This window comes from Halomonas sp. KO116, assembly GCF_000734975.2.
Lineage (GTDB): Bacteria > Pseudomonadota > Gammaproteobacteria > Pseudomonadales > Halomonadaceae > Vreelandella > Vreelandella glaciei.
Genome location: NZ_CP011052.1, coordinates 2598863 through 2623878 on the forward strand (window position 1 = coordinate 2598863; position 25016 = coordinate 2623878).

Below are 25016 nucleotides of genomic sequence, written 5' to 3' on the forward strand. Positions count from 1 at the left end.
TTAGGAAGTAGCAGATATGTCAGCTAAACAAGTTAAGTTTTCAGATGATGCCCGTAAGCGTATGGCGCGCGGTGTTGACGTTCTTGCCAACGCGGTAAAAGTAACCCTCGGTCCTAAAGGCCGTAACGTGGTACTGGAAAAATCTTTCGGTTCCCCGACCGTTACTAAAGACGGTGTTTCTGTCGCCAAAGAGATCGAACTGAAAGACAAGTTCGAAAACATGGGCGCGCAGATGGTTAAAGAAGTCGCTTCACAGACTTCTGACGCCGCTGGTGACGGTACTACCACCGCTACCGTTCTGGCCCAGGCCATTATCGCTGAGGGTTTGAAAGGCGTTACTGCCGGCATGAACCCGATGGATCTTAAGCGCGGCATCGACCAAGCCGTTAATGCTGCCGTTAAAGAAATCAAAGCAATGTCGGTACCTTGCACCGACACCAAGTCGATTGCTCAGGTAGGCACCATCTCTGCTAACGGTGACAAGCGCATCGGTGAAATTATCGCCGAAGCGATGGAAAAAGTCGGCAAAGAAGGCGTCATCACTGTTGATGAAGGCCGTGGCTTTGAAGATGAGCTGGAAGTCGTTGAAGGTATGCAGTTTGATCGCGGCTACCTGTCTCCTTACTTCGTTACCAACCAGGACACCATGACGGTTGAACTGGAAGATCCTTACATCCTGTTAGTGGATAAAAAGATCTCCAACATTCGTGAGCTGCTGCCGGTTCTCGAAGCGGTTGCTAAACAAGGTAAGCCGCTAGCCATCATCGCTGAAGATATCGAAGGCGAAGCACTGGCTACGCTGGTGGTTAACAACATGCGCGGTATCGTTAAAGTAGCCGCTGCTAAAGCGCCTGGTTTCGGTGACCGTCGTAAATCCATGCTGCAGGATATCGCTATCCTGACCAACGGCACGGTTATCTCTGAAGAAGTCGGCCTGACGCTTGAGCAAGCGAACCTGGATCACCTGGGTACCGCTAAGCGCATGACTATGTCTAAAGAGAACACCACCATCATCGATGGCGCTGGTGCAGAAGGCGATATCGAAGCACGCGTTAATCAGATCCGCGCGCAAATCGAAGACACCTCTTCTGATTACGACAAAGAGAAGCTGCAAGAGCGCGTTGCCAAACTGGCAGGCGGTGTTGCCGTTATCCGCGTCGGTGCTGCCACCGAAGTGGAAATGAAAGAGAAGAAAGCCCGCGTTGAAGACGCCCTGCACTCTACTCGTGCAGCCGTTGAAGAAGGCGTCGTACCTGGTGGCGGTACTGCGCTGGTTCGCGTTATGGCGAAAGTACAAGGCCTGACGGGCGACAACGAAGACCAGAACCACGGTATCAACATGGCGCTACGCGCTATGCAGTCACCGCTGCGTCAAATCGTGGCTAACGCTGGTGAAGAGCCTGCCGTTGTTATCAACCGTGTGAAAGATGAAACCGGCAACTTCGGCTACAACGCACAGACCGGCGAGTACGGCGATCTGTTCGAAATGGGCGTTCTGGATCCGGCAAAAGTAACCCGTACTGCGCTGCAGTCCGCTGGTTCTGTTGCTGGTCTGATGATCACCACCGAGTGCATGATCGCTGAAGATCCTGAAGAGAAAGAAGCTGGCCCAGACATGGGTGGCATGGGCGGAATGGGTGGCATGGGCGGCATGATGTAATGCACCCCTGAGCCCTTTTGCTCAAGACTGCTAGCGATTAAGGCAGTCACCAACAACCCCGCCATGTGCGGGGTTGTTGCGTTTTGTGGGTCGTTCGGCTCATTTCCTCCACCCATTACGCAGAGCGAACGTGGTACTATCAGCGCGGATTTTTATAAGGCTATAGGGCAAAACCAGCGCATGTTGCAGCATATTCGTATCGTACTCGTTCAGACCTTCCACCCAGGCAATATCGGCGCTGCGGCACGGGCTATGAAAACCATGGGCTTAACCGAGCTGGTGCTGGTGAATCCGCGCTTGTTTCCCGATGAAGAAGCCTCTCGCCTTTCCGCAGGGGCCACTGATGTTCTGGACAATGCACGGGTAGTGACAACACTGGAGGAAGCGGTTAATGACTGCGTTCAGGTGGTGGGTGCCAGCGCACGCTTGCGCAGCCTGCCCTTGCCCCACTTTGACGAACCCGATGAGATGGCGGCAGCCGTTATTCAGAACGCACAAACGTCGCCCGTGGCACTGGTGTTTGGACGAGAACGTTCCGGGCTGACTAACGATGAGATCCGCTGCTGCACGCATCAGGTGAGCATCCCCGCCAATCCTGATTACGGCATTCTGAATTTATCTCAGGCGGTGCAGATTCTCGCTTATGAAGTACACCGCGCTTGGCGTAAAGAAGAAGATAGCGGTTTTGCTTACCAGCGCCCACTGGAGGCAACGCCGCCCACCCGTGAACAGTTCCTACACTTTCAAGCCCATCTGGGTCGCTTAATGCAGGAGAGCGGCTTTTTAACCCAGCCCCACGCGCGCACTGAAGAGCAGCTTCAAGCCCTCTTCGCCCGCGCCCAGCCCAGCCGCAAAGAACTTTCGCTACTGCGGGGGCTATTAAGCGCGTTTGAATCTCACCTACCCAAACACTAACGGGTTAAATAAAAAAGGGACAACCAGCGTTGTCCCTTTTGGATTCTAATAGAGTCGTTTTGCCGCAAGATATTTAGAGCATCATCGCCGCTAGCCAACCAAAGCCCACTAACGGAATGTTGTAGTGTAGAAATGTCGGCACCACGCTGTCCCAAATATGATCGTGTTGACGATCAACGTTCAGTCCAGACGTAGGCCCTAAGGTTGAATCCGACGCTGGCGAGCCAGCATCGCCCAACGCCGCCGCGGTGCCAACCAGTACAACGGTCGCCATTGACGAGAAACCAAACTGAACTGCCAACGGGACGAAAATCGCTGCGATAATCGGAATGGTAGAGAACGATGAGCCAATACCCAGGGTAATAAATAGCCCAACCAGTAGCATCACCAGCGCAGCTAGGCCACGGTTATCGCCGAACAAGGCAAACGCACCTGATACCAAGGCATCAATCTCTCCAGTGGTTTTCATCACTTCAGCAAAACCCGCCGCCGAAATCATGATAAAACCGATCAGCGCCATCATGCGCATACCGCTGGTAAACAGATCGTCCGCTTCACGCCACTTAAAGATACCGCCCATTGAAAGCAGGCCAATCCCTACCAAACCCCCTAGTATCATCGAACCGCTATACAGCTGCAGGCCGAGGGCTGCGACGATCGCTACCCCAGACATAACCAGACCCAGCATATGCGGTTTAGCAGGCGCATGCGCTTCAGAAACATTCGCGGCAATATCCTGTGCCTGATAGTCACGGGGGCGCCGGTAACTCCATAGCAGTGCAACGATGAGGCCTAAAGCCATGCCCCCGACCGGTATTGCCATGGCCATGGGCACCATTCCGCGGGTGATTTCTAACCCCAACGGCTCACCCGCGCTGTTTAAGTTAGCCAGTAAAATATCGTTTAGAAATATCGCCCCAAAGCCTACTGGCAACAGCATATAAGGCGCGGTTAGACCAAACGTTAGCGCACACGCCACTGCCCGCCGGTCCAGCCTCAAACGATTCATCACGGTTAACAGCGGCGGGATCAACACAGGTATAAAGGCGATATGTACCGGGATAGCGTTTTGTGAAGAGATTGCCACCAGCAAAACCGCCGTTAGCAGCAACATTTTGACCCGCACCTGATGTGCCACGGTCGTTTCCTTGCCTAGTAGCGTTATCAAACGGTTAGCCAGCATATCCGGCAAGCCAGAGCGGGAAATAGCCACTGCAAAAGCGCCTAACGTAGCGTAAGCCAGTGCCACCTGGGCGCCACCGCCCACGCCTTCATTAAAAGCATCCAGCGTTTGCTCAAGCGATAAACCGCCTACTAAACCACCGACTAACGCACCCACCACAAGCGCGAATACCACCGAGACACGGGCCAGCGATAGCGCCACCATCACCAGCACCGCAAGAATTACTGCATTCATGAAAATCCCTAGAGCTATTAAGAGGTCATTAACGGCGAAGGGGGCGGATTTTAGCAGATTAATAGCGTAAAACTAATACTGCCTTACTTGCCTACTCCTAGCTTCTAAAAGCGCACAACGCATGCGATAGTGAGCTAACTGTTAGCCTGCCAATAAAGAGAACATCATGGCCTTCGTTCTTCGCCACTCGCTACTGCTGATTATATTGGGAAGCCTGGTTATTTCGACGGCCATGGGGTTACGCCATGGCTTCGGGCTCTTTATGGAGCCGCTCAGCAGCGAGCTGGGGTGGGGACGCGGCGTGTTTGCCTTTGCGCTCGCATTACAAAACCTGGTTTGGGGTTTATCACAACCCTTTACCGGCGCGCTGGCTGACCGTTTCGGCGCGGCTAAGATTATCGTTGTTGGTGGCTTATTATATGCCTTGGGGCTGCTGTTTATGAGCCTCTCTACCTCGGTGCTGGGCATGACGGTCAGCGCCGGGCTATTGATTGGCCTTGGTCTCTCAGGCACTACATTCTCGGTCATTTTAGGTGCCGTGGGCCGTGCGGTGGCGCCTGAAAAACGCAGTATGGCCATGGGCATTGTTAGCGCGGCAGGCTCCTTCGGGCAATTCGCCATGCTGCCCGGCACCCTTGGCTTGCTCGAGTGGCTTGGCTGGGCGGCGGCGCTTATGGCGATGGCGGCTATCGCAACCATCATCATTCCCCTGGGGGCAATGCTGCGCGATAAGCCCTCCGCCAAAACGGCAACCGATTTAAGCCTGAAGGATGCACTCAACGAAGCAGCTGGTCAAAAAGGCTTCTGGCTGCTCTGTTTAGGTTTTTTTGTCTGCGGCTTTCAGGTGGTTTTCATTGCCGTGCACCTCCCCGGCTACTTATTTGATAAGGGCCTTGCTGTTCAAGTAGGCACGACCGTATTAGCGTTAGTGGGGCTGTTTAATATTGTAGGCACCTATACCGCGGGATGGATGGGCGGCATCTGGTCAAAACCCAAGCTGCTCACTTGGCTCTATTTGATTCGCGGGGTGGTGATTACTGCGTTTGTTTATTTGCCGTTAAGCCCTGTTAGCGCTTATTTATTTGGTATTGCCATTGGGTTGCTATGGCTCTCCACTGTGCCATTAACCAACGGCATTGTGGCTTCCGTATTTGGTGTTCGTCACCTCTCCATGCTCGGCGGCATCGTGTTTCTATTTCACCAGTTAGGCTCCTTTATGGGCGTCTGGCTGGGCGGCTATTTTTATGATCTTACCGGGCACTACAATACAGTCTGGCAAATTGCTATTGTGCTCTCGGTCGTGGCCGCTGCACTACACTGGTTTATCAGTGAAAAGCCGCTTGAGCGCTCGCAGCCAACGACGGTGACCCCATGACAATCAATCATTTACTTAAGGTCATGGCGGCAATTCTGCTGTTTACCGGTTTAATGCTCGCATGGTGGGGCTGGCAGCACATGGACGCTACTTTGCTACTGATGGGTACCCGTTTATGCTAACGAGCAAAGGCCAATTAAGTTGATTACTTGCTAACATGACTATTCCTTACCCCGAGCATATCGCGGTTGTGGTAACAACCTTTGTTACCGTGGTCATTGCGGTACTGCTTCACTATGAAGCCCTATGGCTTATCTCTCGCCAAATAGAAAAATCTCGACGGCCACACCGACAACGAATCCTGGGGATGGCGTTTGGTGTATTAATGACACACATTGTCGAAATTTGGCTGTTTGGGATCACGGGCTGGTGGCTTACCGACCAGTTGAGTATTGGCGCTTTACATGGGTACGACAGCTTTAACGTACTTGATTACATCTTTTTCTCTGCGGTGACCTATACCACCGTGGGCTATGGCGATATTTATGCCATGGGGCCAGTGCGTTTTTTATATGGCACGTTGGCATTAACTGGCTTTGTGTTAATCACTTGGTCAGCATCGTTCACTTTTATAGAAATGCAAAAGCACTGGCGGGTTGGAAGATAATCAGCACCGTTACGCGCTCAAGGGATGCGGCATGTTTGAAGTAGTTATTTTATCGGTAGCGTTAATCTTTGGCATCGCGGCACGACAGCTAAGTCTGCCACCCCTCGTGGGGTTCTTGGTAGCAGGGTTTGCTCTTAATGCCTTTGGCCCCAGTATTGGCCTACCCATCGATGCGGGCCCACTGCTTGAGCATCTTGCTCATTTAGGGGTGCTACTACTGCTGTTTACCATTGGCCTTAAACTCAATATACGCAGTTTGGCAGAACCCGTAGTGCTGGGTAGCGCTTTTATACACCTAGTGATTACCTGCCTGTTGTTTACCGCAGGTTTTGTTATTTTTCTTTCGCTTCCCCTTGATAAAGCGATACTGCTGGCGATTGCACTCTCTTTCTCAAGTACGGTTCTGGCCGCTAAAGTGCTCGAAAGCAAACGCGAACTACGTGCCCTACACGGCCGTATTGCGATTGGCATTCTCATTATTCAAGACTTGGTTGCCTTAGCGGTTCTTAGCATCTACAGCGGTGACTCCCCTAGCCCCTGGGCATTGCTAGTTTTCTTACTGCCGCTATTACGACCAGTGCTTTATTGGCTAATGAACATGGCTCAGCACGATGAGCTTCTGGTGCTATTAGGTGCTGTGTTAGCCATTGCGGTTGGTGGTATGGGCTTTGAAGCCGTGGGATTAAGCTCCGAGGTAGGCGCCCTAGTAATGGGCTTGCTACTTGCAAAGCACCCTCGCGCGCAAGAGTTATCCAAGGCGCTATGGGGGCTTAAAGAAGTGCTGTTAATCAGCTTCTTTCTGCAGATTGGCATGGCAGGTTTGCCCGATAAAGAAGCACTGTTATTTGCAGTTTTACTGGCTGTTCTGCTTCCATTAAAAGGGGTTCTGTTTTTTGCCCTTCTCATTGCTTTTCGCATCAGAGCGCGCAATGCCTTCCTGGGAGGCTTGAGCCTAACGGCTTACAGTGAGTTTGGCTTGATTGTTGCTGCCAGCATTTTAGAAGAGTGGCTTGTTCCGCTGGCGATTACCGTTGCCCTGTCGTTTGTCATCGCAGCCCCGCTAAATCGCATTGCCCACCAGCTTTTTGATCGTTGGGAAAAAAGTTTGCTGCGTTTTGAACGACACGCTCGCCATCCCGATGAACAACCAGTGGATTTAGGTAGTGCCACCATTCTAGTGCTGGGCATGGGCCGAACCGGTAACGCCGCCTATGATTTTTTTACTGATAAAGGGTTGTCTGCTGTGGGTATTGATTCAGACCCCAATAAAATAAACACACAACGACGAGTTTTTTATGGCGATATTGAGGACGTGGGATTCTGGCATCATCTCAATATCAACCATCTAGCGGCAGCCACGTTGGCCACCCCGGAACTTGAAAGCAAATTGATTGCTACTCGCGAACTGCGCAAAGCGGGATTTACCGGCCACATAATTGCGGGCATTCACTTTCAGGATGAAGCCGCGCCTCTGCATGCTGCCGGCGTCGATCAAACGTACCTATTAATGACGGGTGCTGGCATCGGGATCGCCGAAAAAACCTGGGAAAGCCTACAAATACCCCTGTTGTGAATATCTGGCGCTAGCCGAGACCGCTGAGCTAACGCCCACTGAAATCAGCATCACGGTTTTAAAGCTGCTGGGGGTCAAACGCGTAGAGCAGCAACGGCCGATAAGCGAGCCACACCACCAGCAGGGCAATCACGCTGGCCACTAAGGTCAGCAAATAGTGCCGATTGCTGAACACCCAGCACATTGCCAAACAGGCAGCACCGCATGGGAGATCGCATCGCCAAACAGGCCAAGTGTTGCCATTAGTTCTGCCTCGTTAGTTCCCCCTGCGCTGCCGTTAAGGGAGATGCTTTATCGACCTGCACATCATTCGCCGACTGCTCGGTAGAACTCACCGCAAGCTCAGCTAAATTGGCATCGCTGAGCATCTCATCAGGCGAGCCTACCCCACGAATAAAGCGGTTGATCAACACCACATGGTCGACGTAGCGCCGTGCCCCGGCATATCGTGAGTGACCATGATTACCGTTCGTCCGGCCTCTCGCTCACCGGCCAGCACGTCTAAAATCAACCGCTCACTAGGTGGGTCTACACCCGCCAGTGGCTGATCAAGCAGTAAAATATCCGCCTGCTGAGCAAGCGTACGGGCAAGTAAAACACGCTTTTTCTGCCCACCGGATAGCTTGCCAATCGGGCGTTTCGCCAACGCCAGCATATCCACCGCATCTAGCGCGCTCTTTACCGCCTCACCATGGCGGGAATCATACCAACGTGAAGGCAGCAGACGGCGCCACAAGGGGTCATTACGCATATGCTCATAGCGGCCACCCATCACAGTTTCCCAGACCGAGACAGGAAAATCCCATTCAATCGCTTCACGCTGAGCCATATAAGCAATATGCCCCGCTTTACGGTGCGTCGAAATCGGCTCACCAATTGCCTGAACATTGCCACACTTAACAGTACCCGTCGCTCCTCAGGTATCGCTTCTAAGCGCTCTAACCATTGCTGTGTTTAACCATAGCGGTAGGCTCAAAGCTATATTCATCCCTTTTGTATTACTGATAAGTAGACTGTAACTCAAGAAAAAAAGCACTATGCAAACAGTTTAGTCTTGGCTAACAATGTTGCGTAAAAATAGGCTACTATCCCAAGTACGATCCAATGATTATTACCGCTGCTTCCGATATAATTTGCCAATGACTGATTCTAAACCGAACGCTTCATTAACCGCCCCAAGCATTCATGGTGATGCCCTTCCGCCCGTGGAGCAGCATGCTCAGCAGTATGCAACGGTGCGTAATGCCCATGAAACCGAGCTGATTGAAGACTACGTTGAGCTGATTGGGGATTTACTGACGCATCGTGGCGAAGCGCGTGCGGCGGACATTGCCAACCGCATGGCGGTGAGTCAGGCAACCGTATCGAAAATGATCAGGCGTCTAAATGAGCTTGAGCTGGTGACTAGCAAGCCCTACCGCTCTCTGTTTCTGACCGAGGCAGGCCAGAAAATGGCAGAAACCTCACGCGCTCGGCACGATATCGTATTGCATTTTTTACGCGCGCTGGGGGTCAAAGATGCCACTGCTCGTATTGATGCTGAAGGCATGGAGCACCACGTGAGCGATGAAACACTGGATATAATGCAGCGATTTACCGAGCAGCAGCAGAAAAGCTAAATGCTCATCAAGAAGCTATCGGGTTAAACTTCAAGGCTCCTGTGATGGGATAAGCGCAGGTTGCAGAAAATTAAAGCTCACCGCTCGCTACTCGTGCGGGCATTCCAAGGCGCCCTATACCTGGCAGCTTCAAGGCAGGACGCATCACATCAATACCAAAACTCAAGCCGAGAACATTAATTTCGATGCCCTCTTCTAGCGCCAGCATAATACCGGCTACCCCGCCTAATGAGAGCTGGTAACCCGTGCCACTTGGCGCAGGTGCCAAAATACCGTTGAAAATATAATCTTTGCCGATAGCGGTAACGGGCAGCGTCACCTCAAAGTCTGGTACTTCACGAATCACCCAAGCGATAAAACTGTTGCTGTTAGGCCCGGGCCATACGCGATAAAGGTCGGCTTGAGGGTAGTCAGCAGCAGCGGATTCTATCTTGGGTATTAATTGTGCAGCCGCATCACCGCGGTAATCGGCCAGCAGCGTGGGCGGGTTACCAAACCAGGCACGATCGGGGGTATCAATAGAAGAGACTACCGTAGGGCGACGCCAGCTCAACACTTGATGCAGCCGGTAGCTATCAGCATTCTCTGCTTTCGTTGCAATCCAGATATGTTCGCCAAACGCCCCGCGCCAATTATAGGCGCGGGCAGAATAGACCTGCACCACGGCTTCGGAGATCGCGGCTGGGTCTGGGGCGATCCCAGCGGAGGAGCGATCCAACGATGACCAATGTCCTTCTGTTACCACTTGATTACTTGCCAATATCCATACAGGCCCCACTAGCAGCAGCGCTAAAAGCACTACGAGAGTGAACAGCCATCGCAGCAGCGTTTTCATCGTGTTACCCGAAGCTAAGAGATAACTGTTAGTACCGCGATAGCTAGCTGGACGCAAGCATATATTGTCGATTTGAGGAAAACGCTAATAACGGAAGCTAAATGTAATAGCCGTTCAATTACTATGATATACGTTACCTTTTTAGTCAGTAATAAAAATGTAACATAGGTTAAAAAATAACCATAAATATTAATTAAATAAAAAGGTTAAGAAAATCATCGCTTCTTTAACTTGATTAATAAGGATAAATTTAAAGCTTATATGGCCTCTCAACGCAGACGATAGCCCACGCCTGTGAGCGTCTCGACCCGCGCAGACTGGTTACCAAGCTTGCGGCACAAGACACGAACAACGGCGTCAACCACATTGCTGCCGCCCTGATAACGGGTGCCCCAGACATGCTGCAAAAGCTCACGGCGGCAAACTGCCTTGCCCTGATGTTCAACCAGGTAGCGCATTACACCGAACTCCACAGGGGTTAGCGCAATACGGCCTTCCGCCAACATCAGTTGCCGGGTGTAGTTCTACTTTTCCGTTCCAGGTAGGCTTGTAAAGGGCGTGCGTTATAGCCAAATTTGATGGTTAGGTTCTTTGATACTGAGTTCCGGAGAGAGGATCACTCCAACAAAAAAAGCAGGCAAAAAGATAGAGTCATCGAACCCTTCTAGAGATTCGATGACCATTCTACGTTTTGAAATTTTATTACCTGTCACCTTCAAACCCTTATATCATCTATTACCTTCCATACGCCGGGCGAACTCCATGCAGAATGGTGTATTAAGTCTTTTTCCGCGATGCTGTGTGCCTTTCCACTTAGTATGACGTCGTGATCGTGCACCTCGACTTTGATCGCATTGGCATCCTGAATAGCCCTACGTTTAAGTGAGGCCTCAATATCGGCCTTAACAGCAGCAGCGGTAGGCTTAGGTTTGAGAACGATCTGGTTACTCACACCCGTAACCCCTGTCAAGTAGCGTATGGAACTAGCAGCCACACGCCGTTGATACTCCCAAGGGACTTCGCCGGTTAGCGTCACCCAACCGTCTTCAACCATTATCTTTAATGGGTCATGTGGAATGTATACATTCCACTCCAGCGTATTTTTAACCGCACGAGCAATATCTGCATCAGTGCGATTGTTATTTCCAGGCAGATTTACGTCCATTTCAACGGCAACGCCTTTAACACCGCTAACTCGCTGTGCTGCCATTTCTGAATGCCACTTCTCTGCATAACTATCCACATGGCCTGCCAATGTCACAATGCCGCCGTTAACCTCTACCCCAATATTCGAAGCACGAACAGTGGGTTCATACTCAAGTTCGGCAAGCACATCTTTCTGAATTTGACTGTCTGACTTTGGCATCATTTGTACTCCTGTAGTTTTGCAAGACAATCTTGTTATCAATTAGAAATACACGCTCTATCTACTTGATTTCAAGCTTACGCCGTGAAGCTTGTTTGGCTTTTGGCATAGTGATTGTCAATATGCCATCCTTAAATTTGGCTTCAGCATGTTTAGCATCCACTTCTACTGGCAGGGCAATCGTCCGAGAAAAGGAACCTTGCCAAATTTCTGAATGGTAATACTCATCCTGTTTTTCCTCGGTTTTTTCGGAACGCTGACCTTTTAGCATCACGGCATGTTCGGTTATTTCAAGGTCTATTTCTTTTCGGTCAATCCCTGGCATCTCAGCGCGCACTTCGATTTCTGTGTCTCGATCAATGATGTCAACTTTAGGGTTATGTTGACCGAAAAAACCTAGCCGTTCTTTTATTAAGTCTTCCTTGAAAAAGGGCTTCATCCAGCTGCGCTCGAAGAAACCTTCTATCATACGATCAAACTCTTCCAGCGGGCTTAAAGAGCGCTTACTTGGAAGTGAACTCGTATCTTTTTCCGACATTACAGGCTTGCTGATTGCTTTTTCCATGACACTACTCCTATGTAGTTCTTTTACTTAATAAAAGGGATAAACTGCATCTTTATCCTTCATTTTTTCAATGGCTACATTACAAACCATGGTATATTTATAGCGCAAATACTTTTATTTAAAAGGTGGTAAATGTAATAAAAAGCACTAATATGCAAAAACTTGATCCAGAGCAATTAATACCAGCTTCACCCCAGCTCACCTATAAAATGGTAGTAAAATTATTGTGTAGTAGTTAATTTCAACCCATATTAAACCTATCAATAGAATTTCATATCACAATGTTTTTTCATTATTGCTTTTGTTATATATGCGGGCAGCTTAAAGCACAGTGGCATCAGCGACACCTGGCACTCAGGTGAAGTGAATCAGTAAAGGTAAGTAAATGTTATTGCTAGATAAACTAACGCTCAGCTTCTAGGGTTAATAACAATGATTTATGATGAGACACAATACCAACAATTGGACAGGCTGGTACGAGCATCACTGGCAGGGCTAACACTTGGCATTTCTCCTACATCGGCCATGCTAACTTACTTGGACTGGCTATCAAGCCTCCAGCTTTCTCCTGGAACTCAGGCTCATCTAGTAAAAAAAGCAATGAAGAAACAGCTACGCTTGCTGTCTTGGGTTAGCCATTCGGCCTTCGACCCCAATGCCACACCTTGTATTGCCCCCCTGCCCCAGGATCGTCGTTTTCGTGACCCTGCCTGGCGTTACTTCCCCTATAATCTGCTTTATCAAGGCTTTCTTCTTCAACAGCAGTGGTGGCATAACGCCACCACCGGACTACGCGGCTTATCCCCGCATCACGAGCAGGCAGTAGAATTCGGTGCCCGCCAGTGGCTTGATGTGTTCTCCCCCTCCAATTTTTTACTGACTAATCCCGCTGTGCTCCAAAAAACCGTTGAGAGTGCTGGAGCCAACTTAATGCAAGGCCTGCAGCACTACTGTGAAGATATCCAAAACCACTATCTCGGCAAAAGGTCAGCGGGTGCTGAAATGTATGTCGTTGGAAAAAATGTAGCAATTACACCGGGCAAGGTTATCTTTCGCAACCATCTGATCGAGCTAATCCAGTACACCCCTACTACAGAAGAAGTACATGCGATGCCTATACTCATTGTGCCTGCATGGATCATGAAGTATTACATCCTAGATTTGTCCCCCCATAACTCGCTTGTTAAGTACTTAGTCGATCATGGCCATACGGTTTTTATAATTTCCTGGCGTAACCCAACGAACGAAGATCGCGATATTGGGATGGATGACTATCGCCAACAAGGCATTCTGGCGAGTCTCGATGTCATCGAAACCCTATTTCCTAGTCAGAAGATACATGCGGTAGGCTACTGCCTGGGCGGCACCCTGTTGGCCATTACCGCTTCTGCGATGGCCAGAAATGGAGCCAACCGCTTGGCCTCAATGACACTCTTCGCCGCACAAACGGACTTCCGAGAAGCTGGTGAACTAATGCTTTTTATTGATGAAAAGCAGCTCGCTTTCCTTGAAGACTTAATGTGGGCTCAGGGCATTCTCGATACGAAACAAATGTCAGGGGTATTCCAGGTACTGCGCTCTAACGATTTAATCTGGTCCCGGGTCGTGAACGAGTATTTATTAGGCACAAGGCAACCCATTAACGACCTTCTCGCCTGGAACACCGATGCAACTCGCATGCCCTACCGTATGCATTCTGAATACTTGCGTACCCTATTTTTAAATAATGACTTAGCCGAAGGACGCTTGCGGGTAGAAGGCCGCCCGGTGGCGCTTAGCGATATACAAATACCTATTTTCTGTGTTGGCACAGAGTGGGACCATGTCGCACCATGGCGATCCACCTATAGGTTGCACCTTCTTGCAGACGCACCGGAGATTACTTTTTTGCTCACTAGCGGTGGTCATAACGCGGGTATTATTAGTCCCCCTGAACAACCGCATCGGCATTATCGGATAGCCACCGCCTTTGAAGGTGACTCCTATATTGATCCAGACACTTGGCTGGAGCGTACAGCAATTAAGCCAGGCTCCTGGTGGGGTGCATGGCAATCATGGCTGGCAGCAAGGTCAGGCCCCCTTGTCGAGGCACCTCATGTTGGTTCACAACCCTACCCACCTCTCGAAAACGCCCCAGGCAGCTATGTCAGAAAAGCATAGCTCCTGTATGGCTAGCTTAATGAAGACGCTATTCACATTGTGTTCTTCGAGCCTGGCTATCTAACGAAACTGATCGGCGCCCACTAATATAGTGGGATCAACCCTATACAATTAGAGAAATAAATAAAAAACACAAAACGATAGGTAATAACTTTTAGCGACTTCAGCAACCAAATAAGTCTTAAAACGCAATCATACAAGCTTCATGTCCAAACCCTATAAAATATTATATACTTACTGCATCACGCCTCAAAGAAACGCTATAAAACAACTTAATAAACTGCAAGCTTTTCATATAGTCAAATCAAAAATAGAATACTAAAACCAGTATTGCTCATCTATCACCTTATGCAACTATTAGCAGTAGTAAAGCACAATACTATCACTCCTTTAAGTGATGCTTTGATGTATTTAAAATAGCCTCTACTCACTCATCAAACTGCCTATTTATTGGTGGATGAGTTAATTTTAGCTACCAAATAGCGCACTGACACACTCAGTGTACTTGCTAAGAAAGCTCCTAAAAGTGCTAATGTCATATCCTTCTGCGCATCCCAAATATCTCCCTGGGCACCTAGGTATGACTCCCCCAATTCCCCCGGGAAGAGCACAACCGCCAACCACTCTACAATCTCATAAAATGCCGAATGGGATAAAATCATCAATATAGGTAGTAAACGGCATAAAACTGTCTCATATAGAAATAGCCCTTTCGTAAGATCCTTCATCAATGGAAATAGGAGCAGCCCATAAAGAAAATGCACCCATCGGTCGTACTGATTACGTTCGAAGCCAAACCAATGATCCAAAGAAAACCCAAACAGGGTTTTCAACCACTGGTCATAGGGCACTTCCGAATAGGTATAGTGAGCGCCAATTTCATGAAATACTAAAAAGAGAAAAATACTTAACCATGCCAGAGGCGAGACGCCTCCCTGATACCACATCCAACCCAACACGGGCACCGCTACAAAGACCAGTATATTCTCAAGTAGCCAATCCGATCGATAATGAGGCGATATGGCTAGCCATAGCCAAAACAATATGAAGCCAATAAACAGCCATACAGGAAATGGATCAAGCGTTAGTAGCCGAGCACGTACTTGCTTAATCCTAGACACACTCCCCTACCTCTGTTTATTGATTTAACCAGCCTGTTCGGTGCATCACTATTTTTTCGACTTCCAATATAGCCATCATCACCATGCCGACGCTGATGATTAATACCCCATCCAAAACCGCTAACGGACGCGTATCGAAAAGGGCATTCATAGCAGGCCAGTAGGTAAACATCGCCTGAGCAACTACTACCACAGCGACAGCAGACAGCACAGCGGGGGTGCCCAGTAACCCCTGCCAACTAAATGAGGTGTAGTGTAGATAGCGCACATTAAATAGATAGAAAATTTCCAATACGACGATCAAATTGACCACCAAGGTGCGAGCCATCGGCAGCTCATCCCCACGCCCCAGTGAGTAAAAAAATACGCCCAACACCGCTGCCAAAAACAGGAACGACACAAGCGCTACCCGCCAGATCAGAAAAGGGGTCAGCAACCCTTGGTTGGCGGGCCTAGGGCGGCGCTGCATGACGTTGGGCTCTGCCGGTTCGAACGCTAGAGCAAGGCCAAGGGTGCCCGCCGTGACAAGATTAATCCACAAAATCTGCACCGCAGACATCGGCATTGAGAAGTTAAACAAGATAGCGGCAATCACCGCCAATACCTCACCGCCATTAGTGGGCAGTGTCCACGCGGTTACTTTGCGGATATTGTCATAGACTACTCGCCCCTCATTCACTGCAGCGACGATGGAGGCGAAGTTATCATCCAGCAAGACCATCTGGGAGGCCTCCTTCGCCGCATCAGTCCCTTTATGTCCCATGCCAACACCGACATTTGCCTGCTTCAACGACGGTGCATCATTGACGCCATCGCCGGTCATGGCCACGATCGCCCCCGTCGACTGCAAGGCACGAACGATACGCAGCTTGTGTTCAGGGTTGGTGCGAGCAAACACACTGGCTTCGGTCACGATAGCGGGCAGATCAGTGTCTGAAATATCATCAAGTTCACGCCCTGTCAGGACGTGTGGATCTTCTCCAAATCCTAGCTGCCGCGCAATCGCCGTGGCCGTCTCAGCGTGATCACCGGTAATCATTTTCACCGCAATACCCGCGGAGTGACACTCTTTAATGGCGGCCACCGCCTCCTCGCGCGGGGGGTCGATAAACCCTATCAGGCCAATGAAGACAAGCCCATCCAGGTCGGAAAAAGCCAGCTTATCAGTATCGGGAGCTACTGCTTTAACGGCGAAGCCGAGCACTCGCTCTCCCTGGGCGGCTGCGTTCGCGATCTTGGCAACCCAGGCGGCTTGGTCTAGCGATGCCGTCCCTTCACCATCTATCTGGGCGACACATCGTTGCAGTAGTTCATCGGGGGCGCCCTTAACAAAAATCCGACAATCGCCTGTTGAATGGCGATGAAGCGTAGCCATAAAACGATGCTTGGCATCAAAGGGGAACTCATCAAGTCGCGGCCATTCATGGCGAGTTAGCTCCGGCTCCAAACCAGCTTTAATGGCCAACGCCACCAGCGCTCCCTCCATGGGATCGCCCATTACATGCCAAGCACCATCTTCCTGGTTCAACTGAGCATCGTTGCACAGCACTCCCGAAAGCACTAAACAACCACTCTCTAGCTGCTGTTCATCCGCAGTAGCGTCATCGGTAGAAGCAGCTTCCAGCCGCCCTTCCGGCACATAGCCCGAGCCTGTCACCGTGTACCGCCCATGAGGGACTTCCAGCAGTCGCACCGTCATCTCGTTACGCGTCAAGGTGCCGGTCTTATCGGAACAAATGACCGACGTAGCGCCGAGTGTTTCTACCGCCGGTAGCTGCCGGATCGCTGCATGACGACGCGCCATGCGCTGTACGCCGATAGCCAATGTAATGGTGATAACCGCTGGCAAGCCTTCAGGAATAGCCCCCACTGCCAGAGCAACGACCGCTATCAGCGCGTCCGGCCAAGCATAGCCACGTACCCATACCGCAAAGGCAAAGAGAACGACCGCCACCGCCAGGGTGATCCAGGTAAACCGCACCCCAAAATGGTTAATCTGGCGCAGTAGCGGTGTGGTCAATGGTTGTACTTCACGTAGCAAAGTACTGATGCGCCCGATTTCCGTAGCGCTACCCGTTGCCACAACGACACCCATCGCCTGCCCGGTAGCCACCAGCGTCCCGGAATAGGCCATAGAGTACCGGTCACCTAATGCAGCGTCCTTGGGCGCTGGTGTTTCGCGTTTTTCTGCCGCTACCGACTCGCCCGTCAGAATGGCCTCTTCGATACGCAAAGCACTCGTACGAATAAGCCGCAGATCAGCAGGAACCCTGTCCCCTGGCTCAAGTGACACGATATCCCCAGGTACAATCTCTTCCACGGGCACCTTGACTCGCCTTCCCTCTCTTACCAGATAAGCGTGGGGGGCGATGAGATTGTGGATCGCGCTCAGCGCCTTTTCTGCTTTACCTTCCTGCATAAATCCAACCAGGGCGTTGACCAAAACCACCGCCGCAATGACCGCAGCGTCAACGAAATGCCCTAGCAGCGAAGCGGCAAGCGCTGCCGCCAACAGAAAATAGATCAACGCGTTATGAAACTGGGCAAGAAGACGCAACAAGGGATGGCGACCGGCCACCTCTGGCAACCGGTTACTTCCATAAGTAACGAGGCGCTGCTTCGCGTCATCCACTGCTAGCCCGGCGGTTGAGGTCCTTAGCGCCGCAAGGACGTCCTCACCTCGCGTGGTATGGGCATCGCTGGGCGGTGAATCCAATGGAGAAACAGTAGCGTGTTTAACAGTCGACGTCTCCATCCGGTCTCCCTGGCAGACGAACCCAAAAGGAATAAGCAACCTTTACAGCTTGAGCACCACCGTCACGATATCGATTTCATCACGGTCATGGCAGCAAGCAGAGTAATCATGGTGAGTGAAAGCAAAGTACCCAACTTACGAATCGACCTCGAACATCTCAGATGGTGGAGGTGTTTCCATCACCAAGACGGCAGCGCCGGTCAGCTTGCCTTCCCGGAGATCCTTCAGTGCGTCATTAGCAGCGTGCAGCGGGTAGCACGTTGTACTGGTTCGAATTGTCGCTTTGGAGGCCAGCGATAAAAAGGCCTTACCGTCCTGGCGAGTCAGGTTAGCTACCGAGCGTAACTGGCGCTCTCCCCACAGTAGCGCATACGGGAAAGAGGGAATGTCACTCATATGTATACCGCCACAGACGACGACTCCCCCTTTGCGCACAGCGCGGAGTGCCAGGGGTACCAACTCCCCCACAGGTGCAAAAATGATAGCGGCGTCAAGAGACACTTCCGGCAACTGTTCAGAGCTACCTGCCCACGTCACGCCTAAGTGTTGCGCAAATCGTTGAGACGCCTCATCGCCTGGGCGAGTAAAGGCGTACACTTCCACGCCCTGCCGTTTTGCGACCTGAGCCACGATATGCGCCGCCGCGCCAAAGCCATAAATACCGAGACGCTGCAGGTCATCGCCACACATGACTAGAGAACGATAGCCGATCAGACCGGCACACATCAGTGGAGCTGCTTCTACAGCGCTATAGTCGGGGCCGATTGAAAAGCAGAAGCGATGGTCCGCCAGCGTATATTCAGCAAAGCCACCATCAATCTGGTAGCCAGTAAAGCGCGCCTGATCACAAAGGTTCTCTTGCCCATGTAAACAGTAACGACATTCACCACAGCTATACCCTAGCCAAGGAACGCCCAGGCGTATTCCCTTCTCTAGCACTACACCAGGTCCACACTTAACAACACGGCCAATAATTTCGTGGCCAGGAACAATCGGATAGCGGATGTCTTGTAGTTCTCCGTCGAGCAGGTGTAAGTCAGTGCGACACACGGCGCACGCCTCTACTTTAAGCAGTACCTGCCCCGGCCCCGGCGTAGGAATAGGCCTTTCCTGGCACTGCAACGGCCCACCCTGTTTCTCAAGCACCATGGCCTTCATGCGATGTCCCTAAGCACTAAAAAATAAATTTTAATTAATTTTACTTACCTAGCTTTTGTGCGCTATTTTTTTTGCACAAACCCAAGCTTCGACCACAGCAACTATTAGTAGAGTATGAATAGTTATAGCGTAAGCTCTCTTGAAGAGAAGCTCTCTAAGCAAATAAAAGCACTTACTCATAACAGTATTGATCTAGCGCAAAAAAATCCTCTCAACGTGGCTCACTCTGCGTCAGTAGAAATATGCTCCTCCGCTGACATATGCTGTGTGCAAAACGGTGCTTTAATCACATCGCAAGACTTAACTCAGAAGAGCCTACTCCCCACTGCTCACGGCACTCCCGGAGCACAAGACACTCTTTCGTTTTCTGTGTCACAAAGTCGAATAATGGCTGATGTAGCTCAGGCGTCGCATTTGTTTCCAGCAGCCAACCAAAAAACGTACACGTCGCTTCAGCGGATTTTTCGGCATTTGCTAGTAGGTATTTCCCCATATTTTCATCAACAACGAAGAGGTGCTTATTAACTTTATTAAAAAAAGGAGGCTCCTTTTGCTGGTTAGCATTTGCGCAAGCGCCAAGCTCCATCTGACTAGCCACTTCCTGCAAACTGCAGAGTCTGTGCACACACTCCATACCAATCGCATCCATCAGGCGACTAATAGGTGGATCAAAGGGCAGAAAACTCAGTGCCAAGCCCCGGTAGCGATTCAGCTCACGTACCTCGTGCAAATAAGCTAAGCTCAACTGGTCTTGCGGTAGATAAGTAAGTGCTGTCAAGTTATCCATCATTAAAGCCCTCTAATCATCAAAAAAAGCCCAACAATGGGCAGCTTTTCAAAGGGCATCCTAGTGTGAGGCAAAGCTCGTTTTCTATGATACCGGTCAATTTTCTATATCAACATTAAAAAATTAACACTCATTAAAATCTTACCTGTTTTTTAACTAATCAACTATTAATACTTTATCACTATCATGATAACTAAAAATCTAATCATTTAGGTTACCATTTTCAAAACAACAAGGCACCCCATCCTTAGCAGCAGCTCTCTCCTTGAAATCAAGCATACTATCCATAAAAAATTTCAAGCCATAAAGCTGACAACGGTCAAATTTTTGTGCACCCATGTCGTCTATACTATTTGAAAGTTATTATTGGAGTTCTAGCTAACTTTTTGTATAGACACCATAAAACGTCAGTGTCGGCTGGCTGGTAAAAACATAAAATATTACAACAACATTAAAGCCATCTATACGGCCTTACCTTCAAAGAGGACAATAAAATGGTAACGTCAGATCTTACAAAACAGCCTTTGAAATCACCCCTCACAGAAAACTTGCTCGTTTTGTGGTCTCAACCGTGGATGGAATCCACTAACACAGCGATCAAGTTGCAGCGAATTTGGCTAGAGACACTGAATGACGCAACGCGTCACGAACTAGACTTCTTTTCAACCGTGACGAGTTCCTGCAACAAGCTGACAAGCTGCATGTTGGGCCTTGAGGGTCTGCTAACACCTTCGTCTATGGTGTCCTGCTATCATGAAATCACTGGTGATATGACAGAAGCGACGTTAAAACGCGCGCGTAAGGTATCAAAGCTCAGCGATGACCTAAGAGAGCGCATTTGGTGTGAGATCTAAAGATACTGCTCAGTAACGCATCACTTCCAACAAGAGCCAACCTGAGATAGGACAAGGGCATGACGGTTGAAACCATTAAAGACATATTGGAGCTGACCCGGCAATTGCATGCCAATCTGGCCGATACACTGAAGCGCGCCGCCATGGATGCCCGGCAAGAAAAGCTGCGCATGTTACTTGACTATCTTTCCCAACATGAACAAGAACTTAGCAGGGTCATAGCATTGAGCGAGGAGGATGCAGAGAAAGCCACGCTCCAAACGTGGTGTGCAGAATACTTTGACAAGTACCCTTTCAAGCTTGAAACACTGGGTAATTTAGACTTTGCCAACATGAGCACTGACGATGTCCTGCGCTCTTTGCTAGCAGTACATGATCGTATTATTGATCTCTATCGCTATTTATCGACACGGGCTGAAGTCTCGTCCACCGAGGAATTATTGAATGGCCTCCTCGCTTTAGAACAACACGAAATCATGCGCATGATACGAGACGCTGAAAAGCTGGAAGATCTTTAGTCACAGCTACAAGTTCTAGCGCTCATGCTGTTGGACCTTACTCAGAAAGCCGTGATGGTGTAACGCCACCGTCGGCCCGATTAAAACAGGTTTGAGCATAACGCGAGCTGTACCAAGTGTATTAGATGCCATATACCGCTCAATTGAACCGCCCCGGCTTTACCGGAGACTCCATATCTTGAGAGGATGGAGTTATGAACTCACCAAAACGATATTCCCCAGAAGTCCGGGAGCGAGCTGTTCGATTAGTCCTTGAACAGCAAGGCGAATACCCGTCCAAGTGGGCGGCGATCTGCTCCATTGCCAGCAAGTTCGGCTGTACACCAGAGACTTTGAGAGCCTGGTGCAAACGCACAGAACTCACGCAGGAAAACAGCTCGGTTAACCTGTCTGAACATGAACGACTCAAGCAGCTAGAGCGTGAAAACACCGAATTGAAGCGTGCCAATGAAATTCTCCGTAAGGCGGCTGCTTTTTTCGCCCAGGCGGAGCTCGACCGCAAACCCAATTGATGGTGTCATTTATCGACGAGCATCGTGCTCAGTTCGGGGTCGAGTCGATTTGTAGTCAACTGCCAATCGCCCCATCGACGTATTACCACCACAAGGCACTTGAAGCTGATCCTGAACGGCGGGCAGACCGGTATCGACAGGATGCGTTTCTTACCGCTGAGATTCAGCGCGTGTGGGAAGAAAACTTCTGCGTCTACGGTGCCCGTAAGGTCTGGCGGCAACTCCGCCGTGAAGGCGTTAATGTTGCTCGTTGCACTGTAGAACGGCTCATGCGCCGCCTAGGAATTCGCGGCGTGGTGCGAGGCCAACGCCCCTTCACGACCATCAGTGATCCCGGCCAGAAACGGGCACCTGATTTAGTGAAACGTGACTTTACGGCTATGCGTCCTAATCAGCTTTGGGTGGCCGATTTTACCTATGTCGCTACCTGGTCTGGCTTCGTTTACGTTGCGTTCGTTATCGATGTTTATGCACGCTGTATCGTGGGTTGGCGTGTAGCGACGTCGATGAGAACGGCACTGGTGCTGGACGCTCTGGAGCAAGCTCTGTGGGCACGAAAACACAGACAAGGGTTGATCCATCATAGTGATAGGGGAAGCCAATATCTCTCGATCCGCTACACCGAGCGTATGGCTGACGAGGGTATCAATGCCTCAGTCGGCACCACCGGCGACTCCTACGACAATGCGCTGGCTGAAACCATCATCGGCTTGTTCAAAACGGAGGTGATCCATCATCGTGGCCCATGGAGGGGACTGGATGCCGTTGAGTATGCCACGCTGGAGTGGGTTGACTGGTTCAACAACCGCCGACTGCTGGAACCCATCGGAAACGTTCCACCAGTAGAACGAGAAAGGACGTATTATCGTCAACTGGAAGAGTCGGGTGAAGCTGCCTGACTCAAACAAACCGGTCTCCGGAATAACCGGGGCGGTTCACAATAGAGCCACGTACTAACCAACATTAACGGGTACATCATGTCTACTCAAGATAGAAAAGCCTGGCTAGACAACCTACGGTTAGAGCTCAAAGCCCGCATCCATCACTATGAAGAACACCAGCATCGAAGCAGTGGCGCTCTGAATAAAGATCTTGATGATCAGGCGCTAGAGGTTCAAAACGACGAAGTTGTCGCGCGGCTGGAGGAAGAAGCTAGGCTAGAACTGGCCCAGGCCGAACGCGCCTTGGCACGCATCGCTGCCCAGGTCGGAGACTTCTGCGAGAAATGTGGCAAGCCCATCGCACCAGATCGTCTCAGGGCCTTGCCCTACACAACCCGCTGCAAAAACTGCGCTGATCTGTAACAAGGGCGAAACCTCCTCCAATAAGGCCCTCTAGCCTCTAGTAAGCCGCATTGAGGTTAGCATGGACAAACGTTACCAAGCATATATCCTCTTTTTTATTTTCGGCTATATTTTTGTCCTATTGGCTCAGGATTTCATTGCGGAGGGGCGTTCCTACGAACCGATTCCCTATTCCGAGTTTCGTCATCATCTTGAGCAAGGCATCATCAACACGCTTGATGTTAGTTCAGAGCGGATCAAAGGCACCTACAATACACCACTCTCCGACGGTACTACTGGCTTCACCACCTATCGCATCGACCCGACCTTGGCCAATGAGCTAGCCCAATACGATGTCACTTTCAATGGTGCGCCTAGTGAGTCATGGCTGACCTCTCTGCTTTCTTGGCTCTTGCCGTTCCTGCTCGTATTCGCTATCTGGGGATTTTTCCTGCGCCGTATGGTATCAAGTCAGGGAGGCTTCGGCAGCATGATGACACTGGGCAAATCGAAAGCCCGTGTTTATGTTGAGACCGAAACCAAGGTGACCTTCGCCGACGTGGCTGGCATTGACGAAGCCAAGGATGAACTCAAGGAAGTCGTGGCCTTTTTGCGCGACCCACAGCGTTATGGTCGCCTGGGGGCTCACGTGCCGAAGGGCATCCTTCTGGTTGGCCCTCCTGGCACTGGCAAGACGCTGCTGGCCCGTGCCGTGGCTGGCGAAGCTGGCGTTCCCTTCTTTTCGATTTCAGGGTCCGAGTTCGTAGAGATGTTCGTCGGCGTGGGGGCAGCCCGAGTTAGAGACCTCTTTGAGCAAGCTGCAAAAGCCACGCCGTGTATCATTTTTATTGATGAGCTGGATGCCCTCGGCGGCGCCCGAGGGCTTGGTATGCTCGGTGGCGGTCATGACGAAAAGGAACAGACCCTCAACCAGCTACTAACTGAGCTAGATGGCTTTGATACATCATCCGGGATTGTACTTCTGGCCGCGACTAACCGACCCGAGATCCTTGATCCCGCCCTGCTGCGTGCAGGACGCTTCGACCGTCAGGTTTTGGTCGATCGCCCCGAGCGTCGGGGACGTATTGCCATTCTCAATGTACATCTAAAACACCTCAACAAGTTGGCGTCTGATGTCGATGCCGAGCAGATAGCCGCCTTGACTCCAGGGTTTACCGGTGCTGATCTAGCCAACTTGGTCAATGAAGCGGCTCTGCTAGCCACGCGCCGTGATGCCGATGCGGTGGCATTAAGCGATTTTACACTCGCCGTGGAACGCATCGTTGCTGGACTGGAGAAGAAAAGCCGTGTGCTTAATGAACATGAGCGACGCGTAGTAGCGCATCACGAAATGGGCCATGCTCTCGTCGCCGCTTCGTTGCCTGGAATGGATCCTGTACACAAAATCTCTATCATTCCACGAGGGGTGGGCGCCTTGGGCTATACAATCCAGCGCCCAACAGAGGAGCGTTTCCTGCAAACGGTTGCCGACCTAAAGAGTCGCATGGCAGTGCTGATGGGTGGCCGAGCCGCCGAACGCATGATTTTCAATGAAATCTCCACTGGAGCGGCTGATGACTTGGCCAAGGTGACCGATATTGCCCGTAGCATGGTCACCCGGTTCGGAATGAGTGAGGAAGGCGGTCAAGTCATTTATGAGGAAGACCGGCAAGCTTTTCTAGGCGACAAATTTGGGCTCGCAAAGCCCAAGACCTACTCCGAGGAAACAGCCCGTGAAATCGATACTGCCATACGCAGGCTGGTCGACGACGCTTTTGATAGCGCCACCCAGATACTGACCCGCCGTCGCCAGGTACTGGAGACGGGTGCTGCCATGCTGCTGGAGCGCGAGACGCTGACCGCCCAAGATTTTCCGCCCATCGGGGGAGTAGTAGAGATAGCTGACAGGCCAGCGACGGATCGCATATAAGCTGGA

22 protein-coding genes, 3 pseudogenes and 1 other annotated feature are annotated in these 25016 nt (G+C 50.7%); of the genes and pseudogenes, 13 read left to right on the forward strand and 12 right to left on the reverse strand.

Going from position 1 to position 25016, the window contains the following annotated elements; genetic code table 11:
* The first annotated feature begins 16 nt into the window (after positions 1-16).
* Positions 17-1660 carry a chaperonin GroEL gene (groL, locus tag KO116_RS12070; protein ID WP_035558676.1) on the forward strand — a complete coding sequence of 548 codons (1644 nt, stop codon included), beginning with the start codon at positions 17-19 and terminating at the stop codon, positions 1658-1660.
* 180 nt (positions 1661-1840) lie between these two features.
* Positions 1841-2575 (forward strand): RNA methyltransferase, encoded by a 735-nt coding sequence (locus KO116_RS12075; protein WP_035558776.1) that lies wholly within the window; start codon positions 1841-1843, stop codon positions 2573-2575.
* Positions 2576-2648: 73 nt separating this feature from the next.
* Here the strand turns inward: KO116_RS12075 and KO116_RS12080 are convergent, their stop codons facing one another.
* Complete coding sequence (locus KO116_RS12080; protein WP_035558678.1) at positions 2649-3992, reverse strand: Na+/H+ antiporter family protein; 1344 nt, start codon at positions 3990-3992, stop codon at positions 2649-2651.
* A gap of 166 nt (positions 3993-4158) precedes the next feature.
* Between KO116_RS12080 and KO116_RS12085 the strand changes: the two genes are divergently transcribed.
* From KO116_RS12085 to KO116_RS26315, 5 genes and pseudogenes are all read left to right on the forward strand, one after another.
* Positions 4159-5367, forward strand: a complete 1209-nt coding sequence (locus tag KO116_RS12085) for an MFS transporter (RefSeq protein ID WP_035558682.1) — start codon at positions 4159-4161, stop codon at positions 5365-5367.
* Positions 5364-5489 carry a hypothetical protein gene (locus KO116_RS26075; RefSeq protein ID WP_268762322.1) on the forward strand — a complete coding sequence of 42 codons (126 nt, stop codon included), beginning with the start codon at positions 5364-5366 and terminating at the stop codon, positions 5487-5489. Before KO116_RS12085 ends, KO116_RS26075 begins: the two co-directional genes overlap by 4 nt.
* Before the next feature lie 35 nt (positions 5490-5524).
* Complete coding sequence (locus KO116_RS12090; RefSeq protein WP_035558684.1) at positions 5525-5974, forward strand: potassium channel family protein; 450 nt, start codon at positions 5525-5527, stop codon at positions 5972-5974.
* A 31-nt stretch (positions 5975-6005) separates the two neighbouring features.
* Positions 6006-6965 (forward strand): annotated as a pseudogene (locus KO116_RS26310) (cation:proton antiporter domain-containing protein); the annotation flags it as partial.
* A gap of 240 nt (positions 6966-7205) precedes the next feature.
* Positions 7206-7547, forward strand: a pseudogene (locus KO116_RS26315) (NAD-binding protein); the annotation flags it as partial.
* Positions 7548-7611: 64 nt separating this feature from the next.
* On the opposite strand, the pseudogene KO116_RS25060 reads toward KO116_RS26315, so the two are convergent.
* The 3 genes and pseudogenes from KO116_RS25060 to KO116_RS25815 all read right to left on the reverse strand — a co-directional run.
* Positions 7612-7741, reverse strand: a pseudogene (locus tag KO116_RS25060) (metal ABC transporter permease); the annotation flags it as partial.
* Between the two features lie 48 nt (positions 7742-7789).
* Positions 7790-7963 (reverse strand): hypothetical protein, encoded by a 174-nt coding sequence (locus KO116_RS25810; RefSeq protein WP_235272375.1) that lies wholly within the window; start codon positions 7961-7963, stop codon positions 7790-7792.
* Complete coding sequence (locus KO116_RS25815; protein ID WP_327050453.1) at positions 7954-8424, reverse strand: metal ABC transporter ATP-binding protein; 471 nt, start codon at positions 8422-8424, stop codon at positions 7954-7956. Before KO116_RS25815 ends, KO116_RS25810 begins: the two co-directional genes overlap by 10 nt.
* A gap of 262 nt (positions 8425-8686) precedes the next feature.
* On the opposite strand from KO116_RS25815, the gene mntR reads away from it, so the two are divergent.
* Positions 8687-9166: a manganese-binding transcriptional regulator MntR gene (gene mntR / locus KO116_RS12105; protein ID WP_035558690.1), complete on the forward strand. Its 480-nt coding sequence runs from the start codon at positions 8687-8689 to the stop codon at positions 9164-9166.
* A 70-nt stretch (positions 9167-9236) separates the two neighbouring features.
* Here mntR and KO116_RS12110 read toward each other — a convergent pair whose 3' ends face one another.
* The 4 genes from KO116_RS12110 to KO116_RS12125 form a co-directional block, all read right to left on the reverse strand.
* Complete coding sequence (locus KO116_RS12110) at positions 9237-10001, reverse strand: DUF3750 domain-containing protein (RefSeq protein WP_035558694.1); 765 nt, start codon at positions 9999-10001, stop codon at positions 9237-9239.
* Positions 10002-10270: 269 nt separating this feature from the next.
* A complete protein-coding gene (locus tag KO116_RS12115) occupies positions 10271-10507 on the reverse strand; it encodes a winged helix-turn-helix domain-containing protein (RefSeq protein WP_052703761.1) in 237 nt (78 codons plus the stop codon).
* Positions 10508-10716: 209 nt separating this feature from the next.
* The gene (locus tag KO116_RS12120; protein WP_235272379.1) at positions 10717-11370 is read right to left on the reverse strand and encodes a BON domain-containing protein; all 654 of its coding nucleotides are present in this window, start codon (positions 11368-11370) and stop codon (positions 10717-10719) included.
* A 58-nt stretch (positions 11371-11428) separates the two neighbouring features.
* Positions 11429-11932 (reverse strand): Hsp20/alpha crystallin family protein, encoded by a 504-nt coding sequence (locus tag KO116_RS12125; RefSeq protein WP_035558697.1) that lies wholly within the window; start codon positions 11930-11932, stop codon positions 11429-11431.
* A 432-nt stretch (positions 11933-12364) separates the two neighbouring features.
* Between KO116_RS12125 and KO116_RS12130 the strand changes: the two genes are divergently transcribed.
* Positions 12365-14092 carry a PHA/PHB synthase family protein gene (locus tag KO116_RS12130; RefSeq protein ID WP_082072582.1) on the forward strand — a complete coding sequence of 576 codons (1728 nt, stop codon included), beginning with the start codon at positions 12365-12367 and terminating at the stop codon, positions 14090-14092.
* A 443-nt stretch (positions 14093-14535) separates the two neighbouring features.
* Here KO116_RS12130 and KO116_RS12135 read toward each other — a convergent pair whose 3' ends face one another.
* The 4 genes from KO116_RS12135 to KO116_RS12150 form a co-directional block, all read right to left on the reverse strand.
* Positions 14536-15213, reverse strand: a complete 678-nt coding sequence (locus KO116_RS12135) for a DUF2238 domain-containing protein (RefSeq protein ID WP_035558699.1) — start codon at positions 15211-15213, stop codon at positions 14536-14538.
* 16 nt (positions 15214-15229) lie between these two features.
* Positions 15230-17968 (reverse strand): HAD-IC family P-type ATPase, encoded by a 2739-nt coding sequence (locus KO116_RS12140; protein ID WP_052703762.1) that lies wholly within the window; start codon positions 17966-17968, stop codon positions 15230-15232.
* Positions 17969-18103: 135 nt separating this feature from the next.
* Positions 18104-19126 (reverse strand): zinc-dependent alcohol dehydrogenase family protein, encoded by a 1023-nt coding sequence (locus tag KO116_RS12145; protein WP_035558705.1) that lies wholly within the window; start codon positions 19124-19126, stop codon positions 18104-18106.
* A gap of 286 nt (positions 19127-19412) precedes the next feature.
* On the reverse strand, positions 19413-19916 hold the full coding sequence (locus KO116_RS12150) for a hypothetical protein (RefSeq protein ID WP_035558708.1): 504 nt from the start codon (positions 19914-19916) through the stop codon (positions 19413-19415).
* A 910-nt stretch (positions 19917-20826) separates the two neighbouring features.
* Here KO116_RS12150 and KO116_RS12160 point away from each other — a divergent pair.
* From KO116_RS12160 to ftsH, 4 genes are all read left to right on the forward strand, one after another.
* Positions 20827-21285 (forward strand): hypothetical protein, encoded by a 459-nt coding sequence (locus tag KO116_RS12160; protein WP_008956632.1) that lies wholly within the window; start codon positions 20827-20829, stop codon positions 21283-21285.
* 194 nt (positions 21286-21479) lie between these two features.
* Positions 21480-22696, forward strand: a protein-coding gene (locus KO116_RS12170; protein ID WP_144408586.1) for an IS3 family transposase whose coding sequence is annotated in 2 segments (ribosomal slippage) — positions 21480-21765 and positions 21765-22696 — 1218 coding nt in all. Because the reading frame shifts where the segments join, the coding sequence is not laid out codon by codon here.
* Positions 21755-21871: a sequence feature (AL1L pseudoknot), on the forward strand. It overlaps the preceding gene by 117 nt.
* Before the next feature lie 78 nt (positions 22697-22774).
* A complete protein-coding gene (locus KO116_RS12175; protein WP_008956633.1) occupies positions 22775-23101 on the forward strand; it encodes a TraR/DksA family transcriptional regulator in 327 nt (108 codons plus the stop codon).
* A 61-nt stretch (positions 23102-23162) separates the two neighbouring features.
* Positions 23163-25010, forward strand: coding sequence for an ATP-dependent zinc metalloprotease FtsH (gene ftsH, locus KO116_RS12180; RefSeq protein ID WP_035563690.1), 1848 nt, complete (start codon positions 23163-23165; stop codon positions 25008-25010).
* Positions 25011-25016 lie beyond the last annotated feature (6 nt).